This is a genomic window from Plantibacter sp. MPB07 (assembly GCF_046619465.1).
Classification (GTDB): Bacteria; Actinomycetota; Actinomycetes; order Actinomycetales; family Microbacteriaceae; genus Plantibacter; species Plantibacter auratus.
In genome coordinates this window covers 517,248-543,736 of the sequence record NZ_CP177043.1, presented here as the reverse complement: position 1 = coordinate 543,736, position 26,489 = coordinate 517,248, and the positions used below count along the sequence as shown (strand labels likewise).

Sequence of the window (26,489 nt, the reverse complement as noted above, 5' to 3'; positions counted from 1 at the left end):
GTTACAGTGTCTCCACCCCACGAGGGGAGCACAGCTGACGGGACGACGCGGTCCCGCACAACGACTTCGCAAGGCTGGTACATGATCGGGTTCATTGCACGGCGGTTGGTCAACTACCTGTTCCTCTCCGCCATCGCCACCATGCTGGGTTACGTGCTCGTGAGCATGACGCTCCAGCCCTCGGCCCGGTTCCTCGGGAAGAACCCGCCCATTCCGCAGTCCTCGATCGATGCGGCGCTCGACAAGATGGGCGTCAACCCGAAGGTGCCGCTGCTCGAACGCCTCTGGGACTGGGTCACCCAGCTCGTGACCACCGGGTCCCTCGGCGTCAGCACCCGCGGCACCCAGGTCACGGCCGACATCTTCGAGCGCTCGGGCACGAGCCTCCGACTCCTCGTCATCGGCACCATCCTGGGCGCGGTCATCGGCGTCGCCCTCGGCGTCTGGGGCGCCGTCCGGCAGTACCGGGCCAGCGACCAGATCATCACCTACGCCTCGTTCACGATCCTCGCGATGCCCGTCTTCGTCATCGGCGTCGTGCTCATGATCCTCGCGACGTCGCTCAACCAGGCGGTCGGCACGAACGTCATCAACTTCACCGGCGAGTATACCGCCGGCCTACAGGGCGGGTTCTGGACACAGTTCGGCGACCGGGCGATGCATCTGCTGCTGCCCACCATCACCCTCACCGTCGGCGCCGTCGCCTCGTACTCGCGGTACCAGCGCAGCGCCATGCTCGACGTGATGAGCGCCGACTACATCCGGACCGCCCGCTCGAAGGGCCGGACCCGCGGCTCCGCGATCATCCGACACGGCGTCCGCGTCGCGCTCATCCCGATGTCGACGTTCTTCGCCTACTCGTTCGGACTCATCCTCACCGGCGCGAGTGTGACGGAGAACGTCTTCAGCTGGCACGGCATGGGCGAGTACCTCCTCACGAGCGTCTCGAACTCGGACATCAACGCCGCCGCCGGAACGATCCTCTTCACCTCCATCCTCGTCCTGATCGCCGGAACCCTCTCCGACGTGATCTATGCGGCGCTCGACCCGAGAGTGCGGGTGTAACGACATGGCACTGACCGACCCATCGACCCTCACCGTCGGCGAACCCGAGACGATGCGGGATGCACCAAAGCGGCCGCAGTCCCGCGGACGCACGATCCTCCGGAAGGTGCTCGCCACGAAGCGCGCCCGCATCGGTGGAGGCGTCCTCCTCTTCATCATCCTCTGGGCCTTCATCGGCCCGCTGCTCTCCCCCTGGTCCTTCACCGACCAGGACGGCCTCGCCTTCAGCCAGCCGCCCTCGCTGTCGCACTGGTTCGGCACGAACAACATCGGCCAGGACGTGTACGCGCAGACCCTCGTCGGTCTGCAGAAGTCCATCGTCATCGGCCTGATCGTCGGCCCGGGGGCGGCGATCATCGCCGGACTCGTCGGGGCCATCGCCGGTTACGTCGGCGGTGTCTGGGACAAGGCGATCGTCTGGCTCATCGACTTGCTCCTCGTCATCCCCGGCTTCTTCCTCCTCGTGCTCCTCAGCCCGGCGTTCAAGTCGCTCTCCTGGCTCGCCCTCGTCGTCTTCCTCGTCCTGTTCGGCTGGATGGTGCTCGCCCGCGTCATCCGCGGGCAGACGATGTCGCTCCGCGAACGCGAGTACGTCAAGGCCGCGCGCTTCATGGGCGTCCCCGGGTTCACGATCATCCGTCGGCACATCATCCCGAACGTCGCGAGCCTCCTCATCATCGACGCGACGCTCGGCATCGGCGCGGCGATCCTGTCGGAGACGACGCTGAGCTTCTTCGGCTTCGGCGTCCAGGCGCCCGACGTCTCGCTCGGTACTCTCCTCGCCGCCGGTGCGAGTGCGGCCGTGACGCGGCCCTGGCTGTTCGTCTTCCCGGCAGCGATCCTCGTCATCACCGTGCTCGCCTCGAGCCTCCTCGGCGACGCCCTCCGCGACGCCATCGACCCGACCTCAGGAGCCAACCGTGACTGACCCCCAGGCGACCGCGCCGCTCCTCAAGGTCGACGACCTCAGCGTCACCTTCCCCAACGCCGGCACGCCGGTGCACGCCGTCCGCGGTGTCTCCTACGAGGTGCGGCGAGGCGAGTTCCTCGGCATCGTCGGCGAGTCGGGCTCCGGTAAGAGCGTCTCCTCGATGGCCGTCATGGGGCTGCTCCCGACCAATGCGCAGGTGAGCGGCAGCATCCGCTACGACGGCGTCGAGCTGCTCGGCCAGTCTGACAAGGAACTGTCGAAGATCCGCGGGCGCGACATCGCCATGATCTTCCAGGATCCGCTCTCGGCCCTCACGCCCGTCTACACCATCGGTCAGCAGATCGCCGAGGGCCTCCGTCTCCACGACTCCGCGCTCTCGCAGCGCGCCGCCGAGACCCGGGCCGTCGAACTCCTGAAGATCGTCGGCATCCCGAACGCGGAGCGGCGTGCCAAGTCGTTCCCGCACGAGTTCTCCGGTGGCATGCGTCAGCGGGCCATGATCGCGATCGCCATCGCCAACGACCCGCAGCTGATCATCGCCGACGAGCCGACCACCGCGCTCGACGTCACCATCCAGGCGCAGATCCTCGAGGTGCTCCAGAAGGCGAAGGACATCACCGGCGCCGCCGTGGTGCTCATCACGCACGACCTCGGTGTCGTCGCCGGCAACGCCGACCGGGTGGCCGTGATGTACGCGGGTCGGATCGTCGAGACGGCACCCGTCGTCCCATTGTTCCGCGAACCCCTCATGCCGTACACGATCGGTCTGCTGCGCTCCATGCCGAACATGGCCGCGAACCAGCAGGAGCGACTCGTCCCGCTCGAGGGACGCCCACCGCTGTTGACGACCGTGCCGACCGGCTGCCCCTTCGCCCCGCGCTGCCCGATCGCCGTGGCCGCCTGCCTCGAGGGTGAACCGGCGCTGCTCCCCGTCCTCGACGGTCCCGTCGAGGACCCGACGACCTCGGTCAACCACACCGCGGCGTGCATCCGCGCCGGCGAGATCGCCGACGGGTCGCTGCGCCGCCCGGAGATCTTCCCTCGGCCGGACGAGGTACCGGAGGAGCTCGTCGCCGAGGTCGCTCCGGAGACCGTCCTCGACGTCCGCGACCTGACCCGCGCCTTCCCGCTCACGAAGGGCGTCGTGTTCCGTCGCAACATCGGCACCGTCCGCGCGGTCGACGGGGTCTCGTTCAGCGTCCAGCGCGGACGCACCCTCGGCCTCGTCGGGGAGTCCGGCTGCGGGAAGACGACGACGATCATGGAGATCCTCGAACTCGCCAGGACGCAGGGCGGCAGCATCCACGTGAACGGGGTCGACACCGCGACGCTGTCGAAGCCCGACCGCCGGAAGCTGCGCAGCGACATCCAGGTGGTGTTCCAGGACCCGATGGCCTCGCTCGATCCGCGCATGACGATCGAGGACATCATCGGCGAACCGTTGACCGTCCACGGGGTCTCCCCCACCGAGATCCGCTCCCGCGTCGGTGCCATGCTCGAACTCGTCGGCCTGGAACCGTCCTTCGCCGGCCGGTACCCGCACGAGTTCTCGGGTGGCCAGCGACAGCGCATCGGCATCGCCCGGGCGCTCGTCGTCGAACCGAAGATCCTCGTGCTCGACGAGCCGGTCTCCGCGCTCGACGTCTCCGTCCAGGCCGGCGTCATCAACCTGCTCGAAGACCTCAAGCAGCGGCTCGGACTCTCGTACCTGTTCGTCGCCCACGACCTCGCCGTCGTCCGGCACATCGCCGACGACGTGGCGGTCATGTACCTCGGGCGCATCGTCGAGTACGGACCCAGTGCCACGATCTTCGACGACCCGAAGCACCCGTACACGCAGGCGCTGCTCTCCGCGGTGCCGGTCCCGGACCCCGAGATCGAACGCAGCCGGCAGCGCATCCTGCTGAACGGCGACCTCCCCTCCCCCAGCGACGACCGGGTCGGCTGCAGTTTCCGGAGCCGCTGCCCGCTGTTCCAGCTGCTGCCGGCGGAGAAGCAGGCGGTCTGCGAACGCGACGATCCGCGAGAGCGCCCCGTCGACGGACGGCTCGTGGCGTGTCACCATGCGGAGAGCGACCGGCTCGTCACCGCCTGATCGAGCCGTGCGGCCCCGCGGGTCGGCGGCCTGGAAGGATGGTGGACGTGAACGAAGCGACGAACGCCGGCAATCGGACCACTCTGCGGAGCACGAGCGGCTTCTGGATCCTCGGGGTCACCGCCCTGCTCATGGTCTTCTTCATCATCGACGCCGTCGGCCGCGGGGCCTGGAACTTCGCGGTCCAGGCGCTCCCGTGGGAGCTCCTCGTCGTGTGGCTGGTCTACCTCGTCCTCGTCCGCCCCTGCATCGTCATCGAGCCGTCGCAGCTGACCATCGTGAACGTGGGGCGTCTCCACGACATCCCGTGGTCGCGCATGGAGGAGGCGACCAGCCGCTACCAGCTCACGGTGCTCCTCCGCGACGGTCGGAAGATCACGAGCTGGGGCGCGCCGAGCGCCGGTCTCGACCGCCCGTCGATGATCGGCGGACGCGCCGGACGACGCGGGGTCGACCACCAGGACCGCGCGGCGGGTGTCCGCCGACCCGGCCGCGCCGGCAACGAGGGTCCGACGGCCGTCGACCTCATCGACCGTGCGCACGAACGCTGGGGTCGGATCGACCCGAAGGACGACCGCCTCGCCACCTCGCGCTGGGACGTCGTCGCCCTCGGCGTCACGGCCGCACTCGTCCTCTGGGGCGTCGCCTCGGCGCTCCTCGGCTAGCGACCGGCGGACGCCTCCCGCAACGCCGAAGGGCGGCGCCACGGATCACTCCGCGGTACCGCCCTTCGACGTGGTGCGCCGGTTACAGCGCGAGCTCGATCCCGGCGCCGGGGATGGCGTCGAGGAGTTCGCGCGTGTACTGCTGCTTCGGGTTCTCGAAGACGTCGTCCGTGGTCGACGCCTCCACGATCTTCCCCTTCTGCATGACCGCGACGTTGTCGGCGATCACGCGCACGACCGCGAGGTCGTGGGTGATGAAGAGGTACGTCAGCTGCAGCTCCGACTGGAGGTCGGCGAGCAACTGCAGGATCTGCGCCTGGACGAGGACGTCGAGCGCGGACACCGCCTCGTCGAGGACGACGATCTCAGGCTTCAACGCGAGTGCGCGAGCGATCGCGATGCGCTGACGCTGTCCACCGGAGAGTTCGTTCGGGTACCGGGTCGCGACCGCCTGCGGCAGCGAGACCTGGTCGAGGAGCTCCAGCACGCGAGCACGGCGGGAGGCCTTGTCGCCCACCTTGTGCGTGACGAGCGGTTCAGCGATCGTGTTGCCGATGTTCCGCAGCGGGTCGAGGGAACCGTAGGGGTCCTGGAAGACCGGCTGCATCTTCCGGCGCAGCGCGAGGAGGCCCTTGCGATCGAGCCCCTCCATCGCCTTGCCACCGATGCGGATCTGGCCGGACGTCGGCGTCTCCAGCTGCAGGAGCAGCTTCGCCACGGTCGACTTGCCGGATCCGGACTCGCCGACGAGCGCCATGGTGGTGCCCCTCGGGATCTCGAACGAGACGCCGTCGACGGCCTTGAGCTCCCGCTCAGCCGCCTTCTGGCCACGGATGTTGTAGACCTTCTCGAGGTCCTTGACCACGATCGCGGCTTCCGCGTCCGGCTGGGCAGCCTGCGCCGCAGCGCGGTGCTCGGCGGCGACGATGAGGTCGATGCCCTCGGAGCCGGCGGGAGCCTCGTGGTCGAGGGTCTCGAGCGATCCGGTCGCCGACTGGATGCGACGCGACGCCAGGCTCGGCGCCGCTGCGACGAGCCGCTTCGTGTACGGGTGCACCGGGTTCTGCAGGATCTCGACCGACGGACCGGCCTCGACGATCTGCCCCTTGTACATGACGATGAGCTTCTCAGCGCGCTCGGCGGCGAGGCCGAGGTCGTGCGTGATGAAGAGCAGCGCCGTGCCGCTGTCGCGGGTCAGGCTCTCGAGGTGGTCGAGGATCTTCCGCTGGACCGTGACGTCGAGCGCCGACGTCGGCTCGTCCGCGATGAGCAGCTTCGGGCTCGACGACAGACCGATACCGATGAGCACGCGCTGACGCATGCCACCGGAGAACTGGTGCGGGAACTGCTTCAGGCGACGGTCGGCGTCGGAGAGGCCGGCCTGCTGGAGCACCTCGATCGCCTTGGCGCGGACGGCCTTCTTGCCGTGGGCGATGCCGTTGGCACGGATGGCCTCCTCGACCTGGAAGCCGATGTTCCACACCGGGTTCAGGTTGGACATCGGGTCCTGCGGTACGAAACCGATCAGGCGTCCTCGGACGTCCTCGATCTCGTTGCGGGAGAGCTTCGAGAGGTCGCGCCCCTCGAAGAGGATCTCGCCCCCGCTGATCTTGCCGGTACCGGGCAGGAGGTTGATGATCGCGTGCGCGGTCGTCGACTTCCCGGATCCGGACTCACCGACGATCGCGACGGTCTCCCCGGGCATCATGGTGAACCCGGTCTTGCGGATGGCCTGGACCGTCCCGCTCTGGGTACGGAAGGTGACCTCGAGGTCCTTGACCTCGAGCAGCGGCTGCTGGGTGTTCATCTGGCTCGCGTTCAACGCAGGGCCCTCGCCTTCGGGTCGAGCGCGTCTCGCAGGACTTCGCCCATCATGATGAAGCTGAGCACGGTGAGCGACAGCGCGATCGACGGGTAGATCAGCACCTGCGGCGCCGTGCGGAGGTCACGCTGCGCCTGGCTGATGTCGTTGCCCCAGGACATGGTCTCGCTTCCGAGCCCCACGCCGAGGAAGGACAGCGTCGCCTCGGCGACGATCGCGGACGCCAGCGAGATCGTGATGACGACGATCACCGGTGGGATCGCGTTGGGCAGCACGTGGCGCAGGAGGATCTTGAAGCGGGAGACACCCAGCGCGATGGACGCTTGGACGTAGTCCGCGTTCTTGACCCTGAGCACCTCCGCTCGAAGCACTCGGGCGACTGATGGCCAGGCGAACAGACCGATCGCCAAGGAGATCGTCCACACGCTCCGGTACTTCGCGAGCACCGACATGACGACGACGGCCGCGAGGATGTACGGGATGGAGAAGAAGATGTCGCCGATGCGGGACAGCACCGAGTCGACCCAACCGCCGTAGAAGCCGGCGAACGCGCCGAACACGATGCCGAGCGTGGCGGTGATCAACGTCACGATGAGACCGACGGACAGCGACGTGGAGGTCCCGTAGATGACCCGCGCGAAGATGTCGCAGCCCTGCTTCGTGAACCCGAGGATGTGGCCGGCCTCAGGCCCGCCGTTGCTGTTCTCGAGGAAGCACTGGTTGTTCGGGGGCGTCTGCGTGAAGAGGAAGGGGAACAGGCCCACGACCACGACGAGCAGGATGAGGACGGACGAGATCCAGAACATGGGACGACGGCGCATGAACGCCCACGCGTCGGTCCAGAGGTTGCTGACCTTCTCGTCGACCTTGACGGCGTCGATGACCGCGAGCGGGGTCTCTTCGAGCGGCGCGACGAAGTGATTCGGGGATCGCTTGATCGTCGGCTCCTGATCATTACTTGACATAGCGGATCCTTGGGTCGAGCACGGCGTAGAAGAGGTCGATGACGAGGTTGATGATGAGGTAGAACAACACCATCACCGTCACGAAGGACACCACGGTCGGGCCTTCTCCTCGGAGGATGGCCTGGTAGAGCGTGCGGCCGACACCGGGGACGTTGAAGATGCCCTCGGTCACCGTGGCGCCGACGATCAGCACACCGAAGTCCACCGCGAGGTAGGTCACGACCGGGATCAGCGAGTTGCGCAGGATGTGCACGGGGATGACCCGGCGACGGCTGAGGCCCTTCGAGTACGCCGTACGGACGAAGTCGAGCGACTGCGTCTCGATGACCGAGGACCGGGTCAACCGCACGATCTGCGCGAAGCTGATGGTGGCGAGGACCAGCGCGGGGAGTAGGAGGTCTTGTATCGGCGCGCCCGGGCCGACCGTCGGTCTGAACCATCCGAGCTGGATCCCGAACACGTACTGCGCGACGAACGCGATGACGAAGACGGGGAGCGAGATGAGGATCAGGCTGACCACGAGGAACGAGGCGTCGAAGATGCCGCCCTTGCGGATGCCGGAGATGAGACCGATCGTGATGCCGGCGACCATCTCGAAGAAGACGGCGATGACGGCGAGCCGCAGCGTGACCGGGAAGGCCTGCGCGAGGATCTCGCTGACCGGCTGCCCGGAGAAGGACGTTCCGAGGTCGCCGGTGAAGATGCCGCCGAGGTACAGGAAGTACTGCACGATGAACGGCTTGTCGAGGTTGTACTCGGCGTTGAGTTGAGCGATCTGCGCGGCGCTCGGCGTCTTGTCGCCGAACAATGCGAGCACGGGATCACCGGGCAACGCGAAGACCATGAAATAGATGAGGAAGGTCGTGCCGAGCAGTACGGGGATAGCCTGCAGGACACGACGAAGAATGTAACCGCCCATGGTGTGGGACTCCTGAACTCGTGAAGCTGGGTGGGCCCGGAAGAACCGGACCCACCCAGCTATGCCGCTACAAGACTACTTGGTGATCTCGTAGTACAGCGGCACCGAGTTCCAACCGAACTCGACGTTCTGCACGCCTTCGCCGAAGCCGCCACTCACGTTCTGGTACCAGAGCGGGATGGCCGGCAGGTCCTTGAAGAGGACCGCCTGGGCGTCCTGGAACTTCTTGTTCGCAGCGTCCAGGTCGGTCTCGGACGAACCCTCGGAGAGGAGCTTGTCGAACTCGGGGCTGGAGTAGTCACCGTCGTTCGAGGAAGCACCGGTCGCGTAGAGCGGAGCGAGGAAGTTGTACAGACCCGGGTAGTCGGCCTGCCATCCGGAGCGGAACGCCGTCTCGATGGAGCGGTTGGTGATGCCGGCACGGAAGTCACCGAAGACGGCGACCGGGACGCCCGAGGACTCGATGCCCAGGACGTTCTTGATGCCGTTGGTCACTGCGTCGACCCAGGCCTGGTGCGGCCCGTCGGCGTTGTACGCGATCTGGAAGGAGCCGTCCCACGGGGAGATGGCGTCTGCCTCGGCCCAGAGTTCCTTGGCCTTCTTCTCGTTGTACTTGAGGACGTCGTTACCTTCGATGTCCTTCGAGTAGCCGTCGATGACCGGCGAGGTGAAGTCGGTCGCCGGCGTGCGGGTCCCGTTGAAGATGACCTTGGTGATCTCTTCACGGTTGATCGCGTACGAGATGGCCTGACGACGCAGCTGACCCTCTTCACCGCTGAAGTGCGGGAGGCGGGACGGGATCGTGAAGGACTGGAACACGGCGGCCGGCTGGTTGACCGCGCGGTCGCCCAGGTCGTCCTGGTAGGTGGAGAGCGCGGAGTCCGGGATCTGGTCCAGGACGTCGAGGTTGCCGCTCAGCAGGTCGGCGTAGGCGCTGTCGAAGTCCTTGTAGAACGTGATGGTCAGGCCACCGTTCTTGGCTTCGCGGCCACCCTTGTACTCGTCGTTCTTGACGAGCTTGATCGACTCGTTGTGCTTCCACGCCTTGTCGCCGTCGACCTTGTACGGGCCGTTGCCGATCGGGTTCTGTCCGAACTCGTCCGTGACCTTGCCGGCCGCGTCGAACGCTGCAGCGGGCAGCGGGTAGAAGGCGGAGTAGCCCAGACGCAACGGGAAGTCCGATGCAGGTGCGGACAGCTTCACCGTGAAGGTGGTGTCGTCCACGACGCTCAGGCCCGTCAGGGGCTGGCCGGTCTCGTTGTAGCCCTCGACGTCAGCGAAGAACGAGGCGTTCTTGCGGAGGTTGACGACGGCGTCCTGCCATGCCATGACGAACGAGTCAGCGGTGACGGGGTCGCCGTTGGTGAACTTCTGATCAGCCTTGATCTTGATCGTGAACGTGGTCGAGTCGTCGGTGTCGATCGACTCGGCCAGGTCGTCGACCGGCTTGCCGTCGGCCGCGTAGTAGCGGAGGCCTGCGAAGACCTCGTCGATGATCTTTCCGCCACCGACCTCGTTGGTGTCGCTGGGGATGAGGCCCGACTCCGGCTCGGAGCCGTTGGTCGTGATGACGGATGACGCGCTGCTGGTGCTCTCGCTGCTGGAACCGCCACCGGAACAACCGGTGAGGACGAGAGCCCCTGCTGCGATGATGGCGGCGGCAGAGCCGAACCGACTGAACTTCACAGTTCCTCCTTGGGGAAAGGGCAAGCGAAAACAGCGCATCGTGTGCGCTGGATCGCTCTTTGAATACTCTGACGATAAGCAGAAGCAGGACGGCGAGCAAACTGGGACGCCAAACGTTACACAGCGGTAACCCAATCGCCGGATTGTTGCTCACGGATGCTTTTTCGTGCACGGATCCCGCCCACGACGCAACAGAACGATCATGATCGCAAAACTCGTGCAGTCACTTCGTCGTTCTGGATACGAATCGTAAGGCGTTCGTCTCCTGATATCCGCCGAGCGGACGCGCAGATGGTATGCGGTGCGCTCGGAGCCACCAGCCAGCAGAATGGACCGGTGAGCGAACAGAACACCACCGAGCGGGGACCGGACCTCCCCGAGGGCGCCGGAGACAACCGTCGGTGGTGGGAGATCGGCATCGTCCTCGCGCTGAGCCTCGGGGCGTCGGCGGTGTACTCGATCATCTCGCTCATCGCGAAGCTCACCGCGGGGGCGCCGCTCTCCGATCAATCTGCGGCGATCAACACCACCCAGGCCACCCGGGAGTGGCTCGACTTCAGCTACCAGTTCCTCGGGCTCTTCTTCCAGCTCGCGCCGGTCGCCCTCGTCATCTACCTGCTCTGGCAGCCCGGACGCAGCGGCTTCGCGCGGATGGGACTCGACCTCCGCTCCCCCGGACGCGACCTCGGCCGCGGTCTGCTCCTCGTCGCAGCGATCGGTGTCCCCGGCATCGGTGTGTACGCGTTGGGCCGCGCACTCGGCGTCACGGTCGCGGTCTCGACGTTCCCCGACACCATGTACTGGTGGACGATCCCGATGCTCGTCTTCTCCGCCCTCCGCGCCGGCCTCCAGGAGGAGGTCATCATCATCGGCTACCTGTACACCAGGCTGCGCGAGATCGGGTGGGGGTGGTGGACGATCATCCTGTCGACCGCCGTCCTCCGCGGGAGCTACCACCTGTACCAGGGCATCGGGCCGTTCTTCGGCAACGTCGCCATGGGGATCGCGTTCGGCTGGTGCTACAAGCGCTGGGGTCGGGTGATGCCCCTCGTCGTCGCGCACACGGTCATCGACATCATCTCGTTCGCGGGCTTCCCGCTCGCCGTCGCCTGGTGGCCGGAGATCTTCGCCGCGACGCCGTCCTCCTGACGAACCGTTCGCCCATCACGGGGCGAACGAGCACTCCCTCGCCCACGAATGGGCGAGGGAGTGCCCATGGACCGGCTAGGCGAAGGCCTCGGGCGGCGGGCAGGCACACACGAGGTTGCGGTCGCCGTACGCCTGGTCGATGCGACGCACCGGCGGCCAGTACTTCGTGCGCACGAGCGTGTGCACGGGGTAGACGGCGAGCTCGCGCGAGTACGCGTGCGTCCACTCCCCCTCGATGACCGACTGGGCCGTGTGCGGCGCCCCGACGAGCGGGTTGTCGTCGGCAGGCCACTCGCCCGCCGCGACGGCGTCCGCTTCCGCCTTGATCGCGATCATCGCGTCGACGAAGCGGTCGACCTCGGTGAGGTCCTCGCTCTCCGTCGGCTCGACCATGAGCGTCCCCGCGACGGGGAACGACATCGTCGGCGCGTGGAACCCGTAGTCGACGAGACGCTTGGCCACGTCGTCGACGGAGATCCCGGTCGCCTCCTTGAGCGGACGGAGGTCGAGGATGCACTCGTGCGCCACGAGGTCGCTGTCGCCCGTGTACAGGACGGGATAGTGGTCGCGCAGTCGCGCAGCGATGTAGTTCGCTGCGAGCACCGCGGCCCCGGTCGCCTCGCGGAGCCCTTCCGAACCCATCATGCGGACGTAGGCCCACGAGATCGGCAGGATGCTCGGGCTGCCGTAGGGAGCCGCCGAGATCGGACCGCCGTCGTGCACGACCGTCCCGCCGCCGAGCAGCGGGTGCTCGGCCCGCTGCGCCAGCGGGTGACCGGGCAGGAACGGCGCGAGGTGCGCCTTGGCGGCGACCGGCCCGACACCGGGGCCGCCACCGCCGTGCGGGATGCAGAACGTCTTGTGCAGGTTCAGGTGCGAGACGTCGCCGCCGAACTCACCGAACCGCGCGTACCCGAGCAGCGCGTTGAGGTTCGCGCCGTCGACGTAGACCTGGCCGCCGGCGTCGTGCACGGCCTGGGTGATGGTCTTCACCTCGTGCTCGTAGACGCCGTGGGTGGACGGGTAGGTGATCATGAGCGCGGCGAGGGACTCGGCGTTGGCCTCGATCTTCGACCGGAGGTCGTCGAGGTCGACGTTGCCCTGCTCGTCGCACGCGACGACGACCACACGCATGCCGGCGAGGACGGCGGAGGCTGCGTTCGTGCCGTGCGCGCTCGAGGGGATGAGGCAGACCGTCCGTTGCTCGTCGCCGTTCGCGCGGTGGTAGCCGCGGATGGCGAGGAGACCGGCGAGCTCGCCCTGGCTGCCGGCGTTCGGCTGCAGCGACACGGAGTCGTACCCGGTGACCTCGGCCAGCCAGGTCTCGAGCTGGTCGACGAGTTCGAGCGAGCCTGCGACGTCCTCACGCGGGGCGAACGGGTGCAGCCCGGCGAACTCGGGCCAGGTGACGGCCTCCATCTCGGTGGCGGCGTTGAGCTTCATCGTGCACGAACCCAGCGGGATCATCCCCCGGTCGAGCGCATAGTCGCGGTCGGCAAGCTGCTTGAGGTACCGCATCATGGCGGTCTCCGAGTGGTGGGTGTTGAACACCGGGTGCGTCAGGTACTCGGTCTCGCGGGCGAGCGTGGCCGGGTACTCCGACACGGCGCTCGGACCGAACGCCGAGGCGGACGCCCCCTCGTCGAAGACGTATGCCGACGGCTCTCCGGCGGTGGCGGTCCCAGCGGTCGTGAGCACCTCGACGAGGGTCGGGACGACGCTCTCGACCGCGCTCACCTCGTCGAAGCTCATCGAGACGGTCGTCTCGTCGACGGCCCACAGCAGGAGGCCGCGGTCGTGCGCACCCGACACCACCGCTGCGCTGTCGGCGACGCGCACCTGCAGGGTGTCGAAGTAGTGCTCCGTGAGCACCTCGACACCCGCCGACCTCAGCAGACGGGCTGCACTCGCGGTGGTCGCGTGCACCGACTGCGCGATCCGCTTGAGCCCGTCGGGCCCGTGGTACACGGCGTACATCGCGGCCATGACCGCCAGCAGGACCTGGGCCGTGCAGATGTTGCTCGTGGCCTTCTCACGGCGGATGTGCTGCTCGCGCGTCTGCAGCGTGAGCCGGTAGGCGGGGTGACCCGCCGCGTCCTGGCTGACGCCGACGAGGCGACCGGGCATCTGGCGCTCGAGGCCCTTACGGACCGCGAGGTACCCAGCGTGCGGCCCGCCGAAGCCCATCGGCACGCCGAAGCGCTGGCTCGTCCCGACCGCGATGTCCGCGCCGAGGGAACCGGGCGAGGAGATGAGCGTGAGGGCGAGGAGATCGGCCGCGACGACCGACACGCCGCCGGCCGCCTTGACCGCCGCGATGATCGCCGACGGGTCCCACACGAGCCCGGAGGCACCGGGGTACTGCACGAAGACACCGAACGCCGCCGGGAGGTCCTCGGGCGAGGTGGTCGACAACGGCAGCTCGACGAGGTCGATGCCGACCGCTTCCGCGCGACTCCGGAGGAGCGCCTTCGTCTGCGGGTACGCGTCGGCGTCGACGATGAACGTCGCGTCGGCGAGCTTCGAGGCCCGTCGCGCGAGGAGCATGCCTTCGACGACCGCGGTGCTCTCGTCGAGCATCGAGGCGTTGGCCGTGTCGAGACCGGTGAGGTCGGCGACCATCGTCTGGAAGTTGATGAGCGCCTCGAGGCGGCCCTGCGAGATCTCGGGCTGGTACGGCGTGTAGGCCGTGTACCAGGAGGGGTTCTCGAGGACGTTCCGCTTGATGACCGCCGGCGTGATCGTGTCGAAGTAACCGAGACCGATCAGGCTCCGGTTCACCGTGTTGCGGCCGGCGAGCTCACGGAGTTCGGCGAGCGCCGCCCGCTCGGTCGCGGCATCGGGGATGCTGGACGAGGCGAGTTCGGCGGCCGTGATCGCGGAGGGGACGGCCGCGGCGAGCAGGGCGTCGACGCTGTCGTACCCGACGGCGGCGAGCATCGTCGCCTGGGCGGCGGTGTCGGTTCCGATGTGCCGTTCTGCGAAGCGGTCCGCCATCACTCGCCCACCAGCGCGGCGTAGTCGTCCCAGCTGAGGAGCGTGTCGGGCAGCGCGTCGTAGCGCACCGAGACGAGCCAGCCGGCACCGAACGGGTCGCTGTTGACGAGCGACGGGTCGTCGACGACGGCGCCGTTGGCCTCGACGACCTCGCCGTCGAGCGGGGCGAAGAGCTCGCCGACGGACTTCGTGGACTCGATCTCGCCGACCACGGTGCTGGCTGAGAGCGCCGCGCCGACGGCGGGGAGGTCCACGAAGACGACGTCACCGAGCTTCTCGGCGGCGTAGTCGGTGATCCCGATGACGGCGAGATCGCCCTCGACGCGGATCCACTCGTGCTCGGCGGTGTACTTGAGGGTGGTCTTGTCGGCCATGGGTTACTTCTCTCTCGAATAGAAGGGGAGCGTGGTGACGGTCGCGGGGATTCGCGTGCCGCGGACGTCGATGTCGAGCACGGTGCCCGGCTCGGCGTGGTCGGGGTGCACGTAGGCCATGGCGATCGGGTGTCCGAGGGTGGGCGACAGTGCCCCGCTCGTCACCTCGCCGACGGTCGTGTCGCCGGCGAGGACACGGTAACCGGCACGACCGGCGCGACGCCCCTCGGAGACGAGGGCGACGAGCACCGGAGCGTCGTCCGCCGGACCGGCCTCGACGGCGTCACGACCGATGAACGTGCCGTGCTTGCCGAGTGCGACGACGCGGCCGAGTCCGGCCTGCACGGGCAGCATGTCCGGACCGAGCTCGTGGCCGTACAACGGCATGCCGGCTTCGAGCCGGAGCGTGTCGCGACTGGCGAGCCCGGCGGGGACCAGTCCGAGCGGTGTCCCGGCGGCGACGATGGCGTTCCACAGCTCCACGGCGTCGGCCGCGTCGACGTACAGCTCGAACCCGTCCTCGCCGGTGTACCCGGTGCGCCCGATGAAGACCGTGCCGTTCTCGAAGGAGGCACCCGTCGCGCGGTAGTACTTCACCTCGTCGAGGGACGGCAGTTCGTCCAGGATGTGGAGCCCCTCGGTCGCCTGGAGGATGGCGCGGGAGGCGGGCCCCTGGACGGCGATGAGCGCGATCTCGTCGCTGCGGTCCATGACGACCACGTGCTCGAACGCCGCGGCCCGCTCGGTGAGCGCTGCGACGACGGCATCGTGGTTGCCCGCGTTCGCGACGACGAGGTACTCGTGCTCACCGTTGCGGTAGACGACGAGGTCGTCGATGATGCCGCCGGCCTCGTTCAGCAGCAGGGAGTACTTGGCCTGGAGCAGATCGATGGCGGACAGCTTGCCCGCGAGCGCCTGGTCGAGGAAGTCGGCGGCGTCGTCGCCCACGACCTGGATCTCGGCCATGTGGGAGATGTCGAAGATGCCGGCGGCGGTGCGCACGGCGTGGTGCTCGGCGAGGTCGCTCGAGTACCGCACGGGCATCTGCCATCCGGCGAAGTCCGTGAAGCTCGCGCCGGCGGCTTCGTGGACGGCATGGAGCGGGCTGGTTCGTTCGAGGTCGGTCACGAGTTCTCCGGGGTCGCGTGGTGCGCTGCGGACACCTGACGGTGCCCGTTGGGAACTCCCCCTCTGTCATTGGCCTGAGAGCTTCACGAGCGCCGCTGCTGCGGACACTGCTTTCACCGTCGGCGAGCGCACCACGAACGTGCGCTGCTTTCCAGAGTGGCCAGTCCGATGCGGTACAGGACCTGAGAGATTGGCGGGGAGGCTTGCTCCTTCGGTGCCGGCGTACCGGCTCTCCCGCATCGTGTTTGCGGCCCGATGTTCGATTGAGCCGCCAGCATATCGCGAGTGGTCGCCTCGGCGCAGGACCTTGTTCGAGTCAGGTGTACACTAAGCCTGTATCGAGTACAGGTCATTTCTACCTGAAGTGCCGCCGGTGCTCCGGAACACGGAGATCCCCCATGCAGCGATCGACGACTCCCGCGGAGCAGACGGACCCGCAGGTCGGCCTCGCGGTCTCGACCGTCATCTTCACGCTCCGAGCCGACGACGGGTTCGGCGCGACCGACCCGCAGCCGGGCATCTGGCTCCCGCTCGTCCGGCGCATCCGTGAGCCCTACGACGGCCTCTGGGCGCTGCCGGGCGGCCCGCTCGGTGCCGCGGAGTCCCTCGCGGACGCGGCCTCGTCGACCCTGGAGACGACAACCTCCCTCCGCCCGCGCTACCTCGAGCAGTTGTACGCGTTCGGCGACCTCGACCGCTCCCCCGCCGAGCGCGTCGTCTCGATCGTCTACTGGGCGCTCGTCGGGTCCGACGAGGCGAAGCGCACGCGGCTCGGCCAGAACGTCCGCTGGTTCCCGGCCGACGCACTCCCCCCGTTGGCGTTCGACCACCGCGACATCGTCGAGTACGCCCTGTGGCGGCTCCGCAACAAGCTGGAGTACAGCCACATCGCGCACGCCTTCCTGGGCGAGACCTTCACCCTCTCCGAACTCCGGGAGGTGCACGAGGCGGTGTTGCAGAAGCAGCTCGACCCCGCGAACTTCCGACGCCAGGTCGAGTCCTCCGGTCTCGTCCTGCAGACCGACGAGCTCCGTACCGGTGGGCGCCACCGCCCGGCGCGGCTCTACCGGTGGACCCAGCCCGTCACCCGACCGGAGACCCCGTCGCCCGGGCGTTCGACGAGCCGCAGGCCCACGACGTCCACCCCGACCACCCGTCAGCAGTCCGAGGAGCCAGCATGACCATCACCGCATCCGTCGACGACACCATCCAGCAGATCACCGAGGGTGCGTCCGACGGCGCGACCTGCGCGCCCGAGCTCGCGGCCGGGCCCTGGGTGTTCGACCTGCAGCCGCCGAGCTACGGCCCTGGCGCGTCGATGGGCGACGTCATCCCGACCGGTTCGCCTCGGCAGGGCCAGCTCCCGGCCGCCTATCGCGACGCCTCCAACGATGAACTCCACCGCCGCATCGTGGCCGCGAAGCAGACCCTCGGAGACCGCGTCGTGATCCTCGGGCACTTCTATCAGCGCGACGAGGTGGTCCAGCACGCCGACTACATCGGCGACTCCTTCCAACTCGCGAACGCGGCCAAGGCACGCACCGAGGCCGAGGCGATCGTGTTCTGCGGCGTGCACTTCATGGCCGAGACGGCCGACCTCCTGTCCGGACCCGAGCAGGCCGTGATCCTCCCGAACCTCGCCGCCGGCTGCTCGATGGCCGACATGGCGGACATCGACCAGGTCGAGGAGGCGTGGGAGGCCCTCGAGGCGCTCTACGGGACCGAACCGGACGCCGACGGCCGGGTACCGGTCATCCCCGTCACCTACATGAACTCCTCGGCGGCGCTCAAAGGCTTCTGCGGTCGGCACGGCGGGATCGTCTGCACGTCCAGCAACGCGGAGACGGTCCTGCGGTGGGCCTTCGAGCGCGGACAGCGGGTGCTGTTCTTCCCGGACCAGCACCTGGGTCGGAACACCGCCAAGAAGCTGGGCGTGCCACTCGAGCACATGCCGATGTGGAACCCGAACCGCCCGCTCGGCGGCAACGAGGCGACGGACCTCGAGCAGGCAGAGGTCATACTGTGGCACGGCTTCTGCTCGGTGCACAAGCGGTTCACCGTCGACCAGATCGACCGCGCCCGGGCGGAGCACCCCGGCGTCCGGGTCATCGTGCACCCCGAGTGCCCGATGGCGGTCGTCGACGCCGCCGACGAGGCTGGATCGACGGACTACATCCAGAAGGCCATCGCGGCGGCGCCGGACGGCACCACGTTCGCGATCGGCACCGAGATCAACATGGTGCAGCGCCTCGCCGCGCAGTACCCGCAGCACACGATCTTCTGCCTCGACGACGTGATCTGCCCCTGCTCGACGATGTACCGCATCCACCCCGGCTACCTGGCCTGGGTGCTCGAAGGACTCGTCGCGGGCGAGGTGCTCAACCGCATCACCGTCTCCGACGACGTGGCCGTCCCGGCCCGCCTGTCGCTCGAGCGCATGCTCGCCGCGAAGCCGCCGGTCGCCGCCGGAACCCAGGCCGGCTGACATGGCGACGGTGCTCGTGGTCGGGAGCGGGATCGCCGGTCTCGTGGCCGCGATCCACGCGAGTGAACGGCACGAGGTCGTGGTCGTCACGAAGGACGTCCTCGGCCAGAGCAACACGCGCTATGCGCAGGGCGGGATCGCCGGGGTCATGTTCGACGACGACCGCGTCGAGGACCACGTCCGGGACACGCTGCTGGCCGGCGCGGGGCTGTGCGACGAGGAGGCCGTCCGGGTGCTCTGCACCGAGGGGCCCGAACGGATCCGCGAGCTCATCGCCTTCGGTGTGGCGTTCGACCGCGACGGCGACGGCTTCGCGAAGGGCCTCGAAGCGGCCCACTCCTACCCCCGGGTGCTGCACGCCGGCGGTGACGCGACCGGCGCGGCGATCGAGACGGCGCTCGTCGAGACGCTTGCGGCCCGGCGGGTAACCGTGCTGGAGCACACCGTCCTCGTCGACCTGGTCGTCACCGCCGGGACGGTCACCGGTGCACACCTCCGGTCCTCCGAGCGAGGTGCGTTCACCGTCGACGCCGACCAGGTGATCCTCGCCACCGGCGGTGTCGGGCAGCTCTACCCGTTCACGACCAACCCGGCGGTGGCGACGGGCGACGGCGCCGCTGCAGCACTCCGTGCTGGAGCGGTGCTGGCCGACGTGGAGTTCGTCCAGTTCCACCCGACCGCGCTCGCCGCACCCGGAAGCTTCCTCGTCTCCGAGGCCGTCCGCGGCGAGGGGGCCGTCCTCCGGGACGCAAACGGCGAACGCTTCATGCGGGAGCTCCACCCCGACGCCGAGCTGGCACCACGCGACGTCGTCGCCCGAGGGATCGCCCGGGCCATGGCAGCGCAGGGCGGTGCCCCGGTGACACTCGACGCGACCGCGCTCGGTGCGGACCGCCTCGCCGCGCGGTTCCCGGGGATCGACGAGCACCTCCGAGCCTCCGGCGTCGACTGGTCGCGCACACCGGTCGCCGTCGCCCCGGCCGCACACTATTGGATGGGCGGTGTCGCCACGGACCTCGACGGCCGGACCACCCTGCCCGGGCTCCTCGCCGTGGGCGAAGTCGCTCGCACGGGCGTCCACGGGGCCAACCGCCTCGCCTCCAACTCGCTCCTCGAGGGTGCCGTCTTCGCGGCCCGCGCCGTCGCGGCGATCGATGCGGCACCGGGTCCGATCGCCGGTCGCCCGAGGCTCGGTGGTGAGCGGGTCGTCCTCGATCCCCTTGCGGCCGATGACAACCTCCGACTCCCAACGGACGCCGTCGAGCCCTTCAGCCGCGCGGCGCTCCACGCCGTGATGTGGCGGGATGCCGGGCTGGTCCGTGACGCGGGTGGTCTTGAGCTCGCGCGCCGAACCCTGGACCGTTGGTCGACCGAGCTCGACGACGTCGTCACCGCGCCACGGTCGGTCGCGGCCACCGAGGACCGCAACCTCCTGCTGCTCGCCCGGGCCGTTGTCGCCGCTGCCCTCGCGCGCACCGAGTCACGCGGTGCCCACGCCAGGGACGACCATCCCGGTGTCGATCCGGATCAGGCGTCGCCGATCGCGATCACCCTCGCGACCCCGGCTGACGCGCCCCAGCCCACCACCCACCCATCCGTGAACGGAACCGTGCTCGCACCATGCTGACCCCACATCTCATCGACACCACCGTCACCGCGGCTCTCGTCGAGGACGCCCCGTGGGGCGACCTGACGGCGGCGACCCTCATCCCGGAGGACGCCACGGCCTCGGCCTCCCTGGCCGCCCGCGAGGCGGGCGTCTTCAGCGGTTCGGCCGTGTTCGAGGCGGCGTTCCGGCTGACCGACCCGCGCATCACGGTCGCGTTCCTCGTCGCGGACGGCGAACGGTTCGCTGCGGGTGACACCATCGCCATGGTGTCGGGTCCGGCGCGTGCCGTCCTGACCGCTGAGCGCGTCGCCCTGAACTTCGTCCAGCGGATGAGCGGCATCGCGACCATCACCGCGGCGTACGTCGAAGCCGTGTCCGACACCCGCGCCCGCATCGTCGACACCCGGAAGACGACCCCGGGCCTGCGCGTCTTCGAGCGCCACGCGGTGCGATCGGGCGGCGGGCACAACCACCGCCATTCGCTCTCCGACGCCGTCATGGTCAAGGACAACCACCTGGCGGTCCTCCTCGAGCGCGGCCTGACGGTCACCGAGGCGTTGCTGCGGGCTCGCGAGGAGCTCCCGCACACGACGACGATCGAGGTCGAGGTCGACCGCCTGGACCAGATCGAGGCGGTGCTCGCGGCGGGCGTCGACACGATCATGCTCGACAACTTCACCGTCGACCAGCTCCGCGAGGGCGTCGCGCTGATCGCCGGCCGCGCCATCGTGGAGGCGAGCGGGAACGTGACGCTGACGACGGTGCGGGCCATCGCGGAGACCGGCGTCGATGTCATCTCCTCCGGTGCCCTCACCCACAGCGTCCGGTCCCTCGACCTCGGGCTCGATGTCTCGGTCGACTGAGATGCTCTACCTCGACAACGCCGCGACGACGCCGGTGCGCCCGGAGGTGCTCGAGGCGATGTGGCCGTACCTGACGAGCACCTTCGGCAACCCGTCGAGCCATCACACCGTCGGCGAGGCGGCGGCCGGGGCGTTGCGGGACGCCCGGCGACGCGTCGCGACCGTGCTGGGCGTCCGACCTGGAGACGTGGTGTTCACCTCGGGCGGCACCGAAGCGGACAACCTCGCAGTCAAGGGCATGACCCTGGCGGCCCTCGATCGCGGACGCCATGTCGTCACCTCGCCGATCGAGCACGAGGCGGTCGCGGAATCGGTCGCGTACCTCACGCGGTTCCACGGGGTCGAGGCCACCGTCCTCCCGGTGGACGGGACCGGCCTGGTCGACCCGGCCGAACTCGCCGCTGCACTGCGGCCGGACACAGTGCTCGTCTCGGTGATGGCGGCCAACAACGAGATCGGCACGGTCCAGGACCTGTCGGCGCTCGGAGGCGTCGCCCAGGCCGCAGGCGTCCCGTTCCACACCGATGCCGTGCAGGCGGCGGGATGGCTGCCGCTCGGACTGGATCGCCTCGGCGTGGACGCGCTGAGCCTGGCCGGCCACAAGCTCGGTGCTCCGAAGGGCGTCGGACTGCTCGCCGTGCGCGGCTCCCTGCCGTTGGAACCGCTCCTGCACGGTGGCGGTCAGGAACGCGGTCGCCGGAGCGGGACCGAACAGGTGGCCGCCGCCGTCGGGCTCGCGACGGCGCTGGAGCTCGCCGAGCGTGATCGGGTGGAAGCGGTGGACCGCGTCAGTGGGTTGCGTGACGCCTTCATCACGAGGGTTCTGAACGAGGTCCCGCGTGCTCGGTTGACGGGCCACCCCGAACGACGCCTACCGGGTATCGCATCGTTCGTGTTCCCCGGGACCTCCGGCGAGGCGGTCCTCCTCGAACTCGAACGGCGGGGCGTCATCTCCTCGAGCGGCTCCGCGTGTGCCGCCGGCAGCGACGAGCCGTCACCGGTCCTCCTCGCGATCGGCATCGCTCCGGAGGTCGCGCAGACCGCCGTGCGCTTCAGTTGGACCGCCGCCGTCACCGCGGCCGAGCTGGACCGGACGGCGAGCGCCGTCGTCGCCTCGGTGGAGGCCGTCGCGGGTCTCCGCTGAACCCCACGACGACCGACCGGACGGATCTGGCCGCGCGTTCGGTGACGGCTGTCCGACGCCGGGTGTCTGGCGGCACCCTCCGCCGGAGGCTGAGCTACGGTGGGATCCATGAGCACCGAGCAGGACGCGGCAGACCGCGCACGACGTCGACACGACAACGAGGACGCTGACGCCGTCACCCGGTTCCTCGCCGAGCGTGACCCGGAGTACGACCTCCACACCGAACGTCTGGTCGACCCGGAGGAGGTCATCCTCAAGGACTGGCTGCCGCACGCGACCCCGACCGACGGTGGCGCCCCCGCCCCCTGAGGGACGACGCCCACCCGCGCCGGATCGTCTCATGATCTAGCCGTCCACGCCTCGGAACACAAGTGGTTGCCGCGCGGGCGCGGGCCCGCGAGGCTTGAACGGTGACCGAGAGTCGGGATCAGAGACGGAGCTGACATGGGATTCCTGGACAACGCCAAGGACGCTGCTGAGGCGACCGGCCGGAAGATCGGCGAGACCGTCGAAGACGCCAAGGACCGGATCGGCGACAAGGTCGACGAGGCCAAGGCCGACGCGAAGGTGAAGCAGGCGGAGGCCGACGTGAAGAAGGCCGAAGCCGAGCGCGACACCACCGAGGCGAAGAACGACTACAAGGAGCAGCTGCGCGACTGACGCGCCCTCTGAACGACGAGGACCCCGCCTGGCGAACGCCGCGGGGTCCTCGCTCATTGTCGGGGCGCGGGTCTCCCCGGCGACAACCGGGGCCGGTGATGCCGATGTGATCGCCGAGACCAACCGGAAAAGGGTTCTGACAGCGCCGATCTCGAGTGCCATCATGAACGGTAGCCGCGGACGCCCGGCCCGCGGCCCGTTCCGACGAGGTGGCCGACATGTCGATCCTCCACACCATCCCCGAAGCCGATGCCGATGCGACGACGGCCGCGATGTACGACGACGACATCGCCGACCAGGGTTTCGTCGCGGCGCACACGAAGGTGATGGCGTTGAACCCCGGGGCCTACGCCGCATGGGAGGCGCTGATCGGTGAGATCGCCCGACCGCTCGGCCTGCGACGCTACGAGCTCGTGACGCTCGCCGCGGCGCGAGGGACGCGGTCACGGCATTGCCGTCTCGCTCACGGCCGGAGATCGCTGTCGCTGTTCGAGGAGGACCAGCTCGTGCGCATCGCGGCGGACTATCGCGACGCCGGCCTGAGCCCCGCGGAGGTCGCGATGATGGCCTACGCGGAACGGGTGGGTCGCGACTCGGACCGGATGACCGACGCCGACAGCCTGACCCTGCGCCAGCACGGCTTCTCCGACCGGGAGATCCTCGACATCACCCTCGCTGCGGCCGCCCGCAACTACTACAGCCGAGCGATCCAGGCGCTCGCGGTCGACGTCGACGTTCCGGAGGACATCAGACCCGAACTGCGGGACGCGCTCGTCCGGGGCCTCTGAAACGCGACACCGCGGGCTAGCGCTCCGAGACCTGGCCTGCTTCGACGACCCATCGCCGTTCGATCCGGACGGTGTCGAGCATGCGGCGGTCGTGGGTGACGAGGAGGAGTGTTCCGTCGTAGCTCTCGAGTGCCTCCTCGAGCTGTTCGATCGCAGCGAGGTCGAGGTGGTTCGTCGGCTCGTCCAAGACCAGCAGGTTGATCCCCGTCGCCTGGAGCACGGCGAGCCCGGCGCGGGTGCGCTCCCCCGGCGACAACTCGTCGACGGGTCGGTTCACGTGGTCGGCCTTCAGCCCGAACTTCGCCAGGAGCGTCCTGACCTCTCCCGGACTGAGGTCGGGCACGATCGCCTCGAAGCGGTCGGCGAGCGGCTCCGTGCCGACGAGCAGTGAGCGGGCCTGGTCGATCTCGCCGATCCGCACACTCGAGCCGAGGCTCGCGCTGCCCGCGTCGGGTTCGCGACGACCGAACAGCGTCGCGAGCAGGGTGGACTTGCCGGCGCCGTTGGGCCCCGTGATGCCGATCCGATCGCCCACGTTCACCTGGAGCGACAGAGGGCCGAGCTGGAAGTCGCCCTGCCGGACGACGGCCTCGGACAGCGTCGCGACGACCGTGCTCGAACGCGGTGCGCTGCCGATCGTGAACTGCAGCTGCCACTCCTTGCGCGGTTCCTCGACCTCGTCCAGCCGAGCGATGCGGCTCTCCATCTGCCGGACCTTCTGGGCCTGCTTCTCCGAGGACTCCGCCGAGGCCTTCCGCCGGATCTTGTCGTTGTCGGGCGCCTTCTTCATCGCGTTCCGCACGCCCTGGCTGGACCACTCCCGCTGCACCCGGGCGCGACCGACGAGATCCGCCTTCTTGTCGGCGAACTCGTCATAGGCGTCGCGGGCGTGCCGCCTGGCGACCTCACGCTCCTCGAGGTAGGCCTCGTATCCGCCCCCGAAGACGCGGTTGCTCTGCTGTGCGAGGTCGAGTTCGAGGACGCGCGTGACGCAGCGGGCGAGGAACTCGCGGTCGTGGCTGACGAGCACCACACCCCCGCGCAATCCCTGCACGAAGCGTTCGAGCCGCTCCAAGCCGTCCAGGTCGAGATCGTTGGTCGGTTCGTCGAGGAGGACGATGTCGAATCGCGACAGCAGCAGCGCCGCCAGTCCGACGCGAGCGGCCTGCCCACCGGACAGCGAGGTCATCATCGTGGTCGTGACATCCGCGTCGAGGTCCAGCCCGAGGTCGGCGAGGACCGCGGGGATCCGCTCCTCGAGATCGGCAGCGCCGCTCGCCAACCAGCGGTCGAGGGCGGCGGAGTAGACGTCCGCGGGGTCCGCGCCTGCCTGCGGGGGTTCGGCGAGCGCCGCGGCAGCCGCGTCCATCGCCTCGGTCGCCGCAGCACAGCCGGTGCGCCGGGCGATGTAAGCGGCGACGCTCTCGCCGACGACGCGCTCGTGTTCCTGCGGGAGCGCGCCCACGAAGGCGTCGGAGGGCGACAGCGAGATCGTGCCTGCCTGCGGTTCGAGGGAGCCGCCGAGGAGCTGGAGCAGGGTCGACTTCCCCGCGCCGTTCATCCCGACGACGCCGATGACGTCGCCCGGTGCCACCGTCAGATCGAGGCCGTCGAACAGGGTGCGGTGGCCGTGTCCTCCGGCCAGGCCTTGGGCCACGAGCGTTGCAGTCATAGGTCAATCGTCTCACTCGGACCGGGCGCAGGAGACCGTTCATTCCGCGCCACCCTCGCGCCCGCCCGCGAATAGCACGACATCACGATCGGGTACGCGTTCCGCACTAACCGACTGGGCGCCCCCCGAAGGTGTTACACAGGGAGCAGTTGCGGTTGATGTCGCCATGTTCTTTGGCTTCGCGCCCCTCCCACACGGAAGGGGCCTTGATGCGCCTCGAACTCTCTCCACCCGCCCGCAGCGCCAGACCCGGCCGCGTTCGCTCTCGCCTCTTCGCCGCAGCGGCAGTCGTGACCGTCGGACTCCTGGCCATCGGTGCCGGACCGGCGAACGCCGCGACCACGATCAACGGCCCGATCAACCTGGGCACGGCAGCCAAGTACGGCGTGCTCGCAGGGTCGACCGTCACCAACACCGACTCCCCGACCACGATCAACGGCGACCTCGGGCTGAGCCCGGGGAGCGCCGTGACCAATTTCCCGCCGGGCATCGTCAACGGCATCCAGGATGTGACCAACGAGGTCGCCGCCACCGCCAAGAACGACCTCCTCATCGCGATGGGTACCGCCTCCAGTCTCACGCCGGCCCCGCAGCAGGTCGGTGACCTCACCGGCCTCAACCTCGAGCCCGGCGTCTATGCAGGCGGAGAGATCTCCCTCACCGGCAACGTGACGCTCACCGGCGCCGCAGAGTCCGTCTGGGTCTTCCAGGCCGCGAGCACGCTGGACACCGCCGTCGGCTCCTCGGTCACCCTCGTCGGCGGCGCGAGTGCTTGCAACGTGTTCTGGCGCGTGGGCAGCTCGGCCACGCTCCGCGGAGGCGCGCCCTTCGTCGGCACGATCCTCGCCGACGCGTCCATCTCCACGCAATCGGGCACGGTCGTCGAGGGTCGCCTGCTCGCATCCACCGGTGCTGTGACGCTCGACAACACGGTCATCACCCGTCCTGCAGGCTGCGACGACGGCAGCGGCTCCGTCGTGACGACGAGCCCGGAGATCACCTCCGCTCCGCTCCCCGGCGGCACCGTCGGTACGACGTATGACAGCACCGTCACCTCCACGGGCAGCCCCGACGCGACGTACACGGTCACCTCGGGTGCCCTGCCCCCGGGACTCGTCCTCGATAGCGTGACCGGTGGCGTGACCGGCACGCCCACGACGCCCGGGACCTACACGGTCACCATCACTGCGAGTAACGGCGGCGCGCCCGACGACTCCATCGAATCGACGATCGTCATCGTCCCGCCGGGCACCCCGCAGGTCCCCGGTCAGCCGGCGGTTCCGGCCGGAGACATCACGAGGCTCCCCGACACCGGGTTCCAGGGATCCACGCTCGCGATCGTGGCCGGCTCCCTGCTCGGCCTCGGTCTGCTCGCGGGTATCGCCTCGGTGATCGTGCGACGTCGTCGACGCGACCAGATGGGTGGCTGACGCGACACTGGTCGGCAGCCTGACGCCGTGACCGTAGGCTGA

At 68.9% G+C, this 26,489-nt stretch carries 22 protein-coding genes and 1 riboswitch; of the genes, 14 read left to right on the top strand and 8 right to left on the bottom strand.

The window, feature by feature from the left end; translation table 11 throughout:
• Positions 1 to 81 precede the first annotated feature (81 nt).
• Genes ACLIME_RS02585 through ACLIME_RS02570 form a run of 4 tightly spaced genes read left to right on the top strand, consistent with a single transcriptional unit; the run spans position 82 to position 4,756 of the window.
• Positions 82 to 1,065 (top strand): ABC transporter permease, encoded by a 984-nt coding sequence (locus ACLIME_RS02585; protein WP_079705532.1) that lies wholly within the window; start codon positions 82 to 84, stop codon positions 1,063 to 1,065.
• Positions 1,066 to 1,069: 4 nt separating this feature from the next.
• Complete coding sequence (locus ACLIME_RS02580; RefSeq protein WP_079705531.1) at positions 1,070 to 1,993, top strand: ABC transporter permease; 924 nt, start codon at positions 1,070 to 1,072, stop codon at positions 1,991 to 1,993.
• Positions 1,986 to 4,091 (top strand): ABC transporter ATP-binding protein, encoded by a 2,106-nt coding sequence (locus ACLIME_RS02575; RefSeq protein ID WP_202939683.1) that lies wholly within the window; start codon positions 1,986 to 1,988, stop codon positions 4,089 to 4,091. The genes ACLIME_RS02580 and ACLIME_RS02575 overlap by 8 nt, the downstream gene beginning before the upstream one ends.
• 47 nt (positions 4,092 to 4,138) lie before the next feature.
• A complete protein-coding gene (locus tag ACLIME_RS02570) occupies positions 4,139 to 4,756 on the top strand; it encodes a hypothetical protein (protein ID WP_192005234.1) in 618 nt (205 codons plus the stop codon).
• An 82-nt stretch (positions 4,757 to 4,838) separates the two neighbouring features.
• Here ACLIME_RS02570 and ACLIME_RS02565 read toward each other — a convergent pair whose 3' ends face one another.
• The 4 genes from ACLIME_RS02565 to ACLIME_RS02550 all read right to left on the bottom strand — a co-directional run bounded on the left by ACLIME_RS02565 (position 4,839) and on the right by ACLIME_RS02550 (position 10,148).
• Complete coding sequence (locus ACLIME_RS02565) at positions 4,839 to 6,563, bottom strand: dipeptide ABC transporter ATP-binding protein (protein ID WP_079705528.1); 1,725 nt, start codon at positions 6,561 to 6,563, stop codon at positions 4,839 to 4,841.
• A gap of 11 nt (positions 6,564 to 6,574) precedes the next feature.
• Positions 6,575 to 7,543 (bottom strand): ABC transporter permease, encoded by a 969-nt coding sequence (locus ACLIME_RS02560; RefSeq protein WP_064296417.1) that lies wholly within the window; start codon positions 7,541 to 7,543, stop codon positions 6,575 to 6,577.
• Entirely contained in the window at positions 7,533 to 8,462 is a 930-nt protein-coding gene (locus ACLIME_RS02555; RefSeq protein ID WP_064296418.1) for an ABC transporter permease, read from the bottom strand. Before ACLIME_RS02555 ends, ACLIME_RS02560 begins: the two co-directional genes overlap by 11 nt.
• 75 nt (positions 8,463 to 8,537) lie before the next feature.
• Positions 8,538 to 10,148, bottom strand: coding sequence for an ABC transporter substrate-binding protein (locus ACLIME_RS02550; protein WP_241160856.1), 1,611 nt, complete (start codon positions 10,146 to 10,148; stop codon positions 8,538 to 8,540).
• 336 nt (positions 10,149 to 10,484) lie between these two features.
• Here ACLIME_RS02550 and ACLIME_RS02545 point away from each other — a divergent pair, with 336 nt between their 5' ends.
• Entirely contained in the window at positions 10,485 to 11,297 is an 813-nt protein-coding gene (locus ACLIME_RS02545) for a CPBP family intramembrane glutamic endopeptidase (protein ID WP_411558135.1), read from the top strand.
• A gap of 75 nt (positions 11,298 to 11,372) precedes the next feature.
• On the opposite strand, the gene gcvP is transcribed toward ACLIME_RS02545, so the two are convergent.
• From gcvP to gcvT, 3 genes are read right to left on the bottom strand one after another with little or no spacing between them, the layout of a single operon-like run.
• The gene (gcvP, locus tag ACLIME_RS02540; protein ID WP_411558134.1) at positions 11,373 to 14,294 is read right to left on the bottom strand and encodes an aminomethyl-transferring glycine dehydrogenase; all 2,922 of its coding nucleotides are present in this window, start codon (positions 14,292 to 14,294) and stop codon (positions 11,373 to 11,375) included.
• Complete coding sequence (gene gcvH, locus ACLIME_RS02535; protein WP_124769004.1) at positions 14,294 to 14,668, bottom strand: glycine cleavage system protein GcvH; 375 nt, start codon at positions 14,666 to 14,668, stop codon at positions 14,294 to 14,296. The genes gcvP and gcvH overlap by 1 nt, the downstream gene beginning before the upstream one ends.
• A 3-nt stretch (positions 14,669 to 14,671) precedes the next feature.
• Positions 14,672 to 15,796, bottom strand: a complete 1,125-nt coding sequence (gene gcvT / locus ACLIME_RS02530; RefSeq protein WP_192005239.1) for a glycine cleavage system aminomethyltransferase GcvT — start codon at positions 15,794 to 15,796, stop codon at positions 14,672 to 14,674.
• Between the two features lie 161 nt (positions 15,797 to 15,957).
• Positions 15,958 to 16,043, bottom strand: a riboswitch (glycine riboswitch).
• 151 nt (positions 16,044 to 16,194) lie between these two features.
• Between gcvT and ACLIME_RS02525 the strand changes: the two genes are divergently transcribed.
• The 8 genes from ACLIME_RS02525 (at position 16,195) to ACLIME_RS02490 (ending at position 23,345) form a co-directional block, all read left to right on the top strand.
• Positions 16,195 to 16,977, top strand: a complete 783-nt coding sequence (locus tag ACLIME_RS02525) for an NUDIX hydrolase (RefSeq protein ID WP_192018209.1) — start codon at positions 16,195 to 16,197, stop codon at positions 16,975 to 16,977.
• The gene (gene nadA, locus ACLIME_RS02520) at positions 16,974 to 18,281 is read left to right on the top strand and encodes a quinolinate synthase NadA (RefSeq protein ID WP_274499657.1); all 1,308 of its coding nucleotides are present in this window, start codon (positions 16,974 to 16,976) and stop codon (positions 18,279 to 18,281) included. The genes ACLIME_RS02525 and nadA overlap by 4 nt, the downstream gene beginning before the upstream one ends.
• 1 nt (position 18,282) lies before the next feature.
• Positions 18,283 to 19,908, top strand: a complete 1,626-nt coding sequence (nadB, locus tag ACLIME_RS02515) for an L-aspartate oxidase (protein ID WP_411558133.1) — start codon at positions 18,283 to 18,285, stop codon at positions 19,906 to 19,908.
• Positions 19,902 to 20,753: a carboxylating nicotinate-nucleotide diphosphorylase gene (gene nadC, locus ACLIME_RS02510; protein ID WP_159878220.1), complete on the top strand. Its 852-nt coding sequence runs from the start codon at positions 19,902 to 19,904 to the stop codon at positions 20,751 to 20,753. Before nadB ends, nadC begins: the two co-directional genes overlap by 7 nt.
• 1 nt (position 20,754) lies before the next feature.
• Positions 20,755 to 21,897, top strand: a complete 1,143-nt coding sequence (locus ACLIME_RS02505; protein WP_411558770.1) for a cysteine desulfurase family protein — start codon at positions 20,755 to 20,757, stop codon at positions 21,895 to 21,897.
• Positions 21,898 to 22,005: 108 nt separating this feature from the next.
• Positions 22,006 to 22,206 (top strand): hypothetical protein, encoded by a 201-nt coding sequence (locus ACLIME_RS02500; RefSeq protein WP_064296429.1) that lies wholly within the window; start codon positions 22,006 to 22,008, stop codon positions 22,204 to 22,206.
• Positions 22,207 to 22,341: 135 nt separating this feature from the next.
• Positions 22,342 to 22,557, top strand: coding sequence for a hypothetical protein (locus tag ACLIME_RS02495; protein ID WP_079705518.1), 216 nt, complete (start codon positions 22,342 to 22,344; stop codon positions 22,555 to 22,557).
• A gap of 218 nt (positions 22,558 to 22,775) precedes the next feature.
• A complete protein-coding gene (locus ACLIME_RS02490) occupies positions 22,776 to 23,345 on the top strand; it encodes a carboxymuconolactone decarboxylase family protein (protein WP_411558132.1) in 570 nt (189 codons plus the stop codon).
• Positions 23,346 to 23,361: 16 nt separating this feature from the next.
• Here the strand turns inward: ACLIME_RS02490 and ACLIME_RS02485 are convergent, their stop codons facing one another.
• The gene (locus tag ACLIME_RS02485) at positions 23,362 to 25,017 is read right to left on the bottom strand and encodes an ABC-F family ATP-binding cassette domain-containing protein (protein ID WP_411558131.1); all 1,656 of its coding nucleotides are present in this window, start codon (positions 25,015 to 25,017) and stop codon (positions 23,362 to 23,364) included.
• Between the two features lie 209 nt (positions 25,018 to 25,226).
• Here ACLIME_RS02485 and ACLIME_RS02480 point away from each other — a divergent pair, with 209 nt between their 5' ends.
• On the top strand, positions 25,227 to 26,447 hold the full coding sequence (locus ACLIME_RS02480) for an ice-binding family protein (RefSeq protein ID WP_229938680.1): 1,221 nt from the start codon (positions 25,227 to 25,229) through the stop codon (positions 26,445 to 26,447).
• Positions 26,448 to 26,489 lie beyond the last annotated feature (42 nt).